Genomic DNA, 1,751 nt, shown 5'->3' on the forward strand with positions numbered 1-1,751 from the left:
AAGCGGCAACGCCTTATCGCGTTCGTCGCCCGGCTGGCCTGTGCGGACGCGCCTGAGGTTGAGGATGGGCGAGCCGCTTACATCCGAGCGCGCCTCAATCTGGACGGTCAGCATGTACCGCACGTGTCGATGAGTGAGGGCATTCGCATCCTCGAAGGAGCTCTCGCCATCGGCAGGCAGGCTGATCCGCTGAGGGCGGATGATGTCGTGGATCGGATGAAAGCCGCACGCGTACACACATGAGGCTGCCCCGCCGCCCGATCTGATCACGGGCTGACGGGGCGAGGCGTGTCCACACGCCGCTGATCGAGCCGGTACGCAACGTGGCCTTCGGTCAGGATGCAGCGGGCGGGTTAGCCGAGCCTCAAGAGCCTGACAGAGGCCTTAGCCCAAACCGGGAATGTGGCCGGCTCCCCATGCAGCCGCTGCACACGGCCGAGGATTGGGCGGCGTTCTATACCCCGCGGGAAGAGCACCGACACTGAATTGTCCGGTAGGCTCCGAGACGTACCTGCGGCGCGTGTCTCCGACTAGCGGACCGGAGCATCAACCCGGGCGCCCCAGACGTCGAGCGTGCGGGTCGCCTGCACATCAGCGGCGGCCGCGTTCTCATCAACGGACTTGGCCGATGCATAGGCGCGTTCGGGAGCAATCGAGCCGGTTGTCAGGACGGTGGCGCCACGTACGCCAACTGCAACCGCAGCTGACTGCGAGCCGGGGACGTTGAAGCTGTGGCCCCAAGCGTCGAAGGACCGAACTTCCTGGGCAGAGGCAGGGGCAGCAACGGAAGCGATGCTGACAGCGACGGCAGCGGCAGCGATGGCGGAACGAACGGTCATCAGAATTCTCCATGGTCTCTGAGCGGTCGGAGCGATCTGAGAGCCGCTGCCTTCGCTCGTTGCAATAACGTTGATATAAACGTTTCTTGGATCGTCGCCGTGCGTTGACGCACATAGGTTAATATCAACCTTTTTGATGGAATCCCCTGTGCAGCATCTTCCCGTCTGCACGCACAAGGCAGGAACCGTTCCTATATGATTGGTATCAACTTTTCTCAGGAACTGCCCATGACCGGGACCCCTGTTCTGACTGCCACCGTCGCCGCAGCTGTCGAACAGGCCTGCCTTAACTTCGCGGCTCAGAAGGCAGCCCGCGCCATCGGCCGCCGCTATGATGCGGCGCTCCGCCCGACAGGTTTGTCGAATTGGCAGTTCACGCTGCTGATGATGCTCGTCCGCGATGAGGCGCCGACTATCAGCGCCCTGGCACAGGACCTGGCGGTGGATCGCACCACCCTTACAGCCAACTTGAAGCCCTTGGAGCGCCGTGGACTTCTCGCGATCCAAGCTGACGCGGAGGATAGGCGGGTCAGACGCATCGTGATGACGGAGGACGGTCGCGCACTTCTGACCGAGGCGTATCCGTTGTGGGAGAAGGCGCAGGCCGCCTGCGCCGAGCAGCTTGGCGAGATCGACTACAACACCTTTCGTGCCGCTGCGACCGCACTCTCGGCATGAGGAGGCGATCGGCCTGTCCGATTAGGGCGGTTGGTGAAGGTCCTGTGTGGATGGCTCCCGCATTGCAAGTGGCGAATTGAGGTTCTGACGCGTTGGTCGGGTGCAGTCTTGTGTCCGGCCTGTTGATGCAGTCGTGCTTGTTGACTGCTGGCCCTGATGGTAGCCGCGAACTGGGTCCCACTCTGCTTATCGAGTTATGATGCCCTGGACATGTCCTGACCGGCTGGCTTTGGG

The 1,751-nt window shown here is 62.6% G+C and carries 2 protein-coding genes and 1 pseudogene; 2 read left to right on the forward strand and 1 reads right to left on the reverse strand.

What is annotated here, in order from left to right; translation table 11 throughout:
• Positions 1–243 (forward strand): annotated as a pseudogene (locus MOX02_RS31980) (hypothetical protein); the annotation flags it as partial.
• A gap of 287 nt (positions 244–530) precedes the next feature.
• On the opposite strand, the gene MOX02_RS30410 reads toward MOX02_RS31980, so the two are convergent.
• Complete coding sequence (locus MOX02_RS30410; RefSeq protein ID WP_147029477.1) at positions 531–839, reverse strand: hypothetical protein; 309 nt, start codon at positions 837–839, stop codon at positions 531–533.
• Between the two features lie 195 nt (positions 840–1,034).
• On the opposite strand from MOX02_RS30410, the gene MOX02_RS30415 reads away from it, so the two are divergent.
• The gene (locus MOX02_RS30415) at positions 1,035–1,517 is read left to right on the forward strand and encodes a MarR family winged helix-turn-helix transcriptional regulator (protein WP_238180035.1); all 483 of its coding nucleotides are present in this window, start codon (positions 1,035–1,037) and stop codon (positions 1,515–1,517) included.
• Positions 1,518–1,751: the final 234 nt, after the last annotated feature.

Source organism: Methylobacterium oxalidis, assembly GCF_007992195.1.
Classification (GTDB): Bacteria; Pseudomonadota; Alphaproteobacteria; order Rhizobiales; family Beijerinckiaceae; genus Methylobacterium; species Methylobacterium oxalidis.

Bases quoted from the DNA above. Each gene is read 5' to 3' on its own strand.
- MOX02_RS30410 (WP_147029477.1), bottom strand. From the start codon at position 839: ATGACCGTTCGTTCCGCCATCGCTGCCGCTGCCGTCGCTGTCAGCATC.
- MOX02_RS30415 (WP_238180035.1), top strand. From the start codon at position 1,035: ATGATTGGTATCAACTTTTCTCAGGAACTGCCCATGACCGGGACCCCT.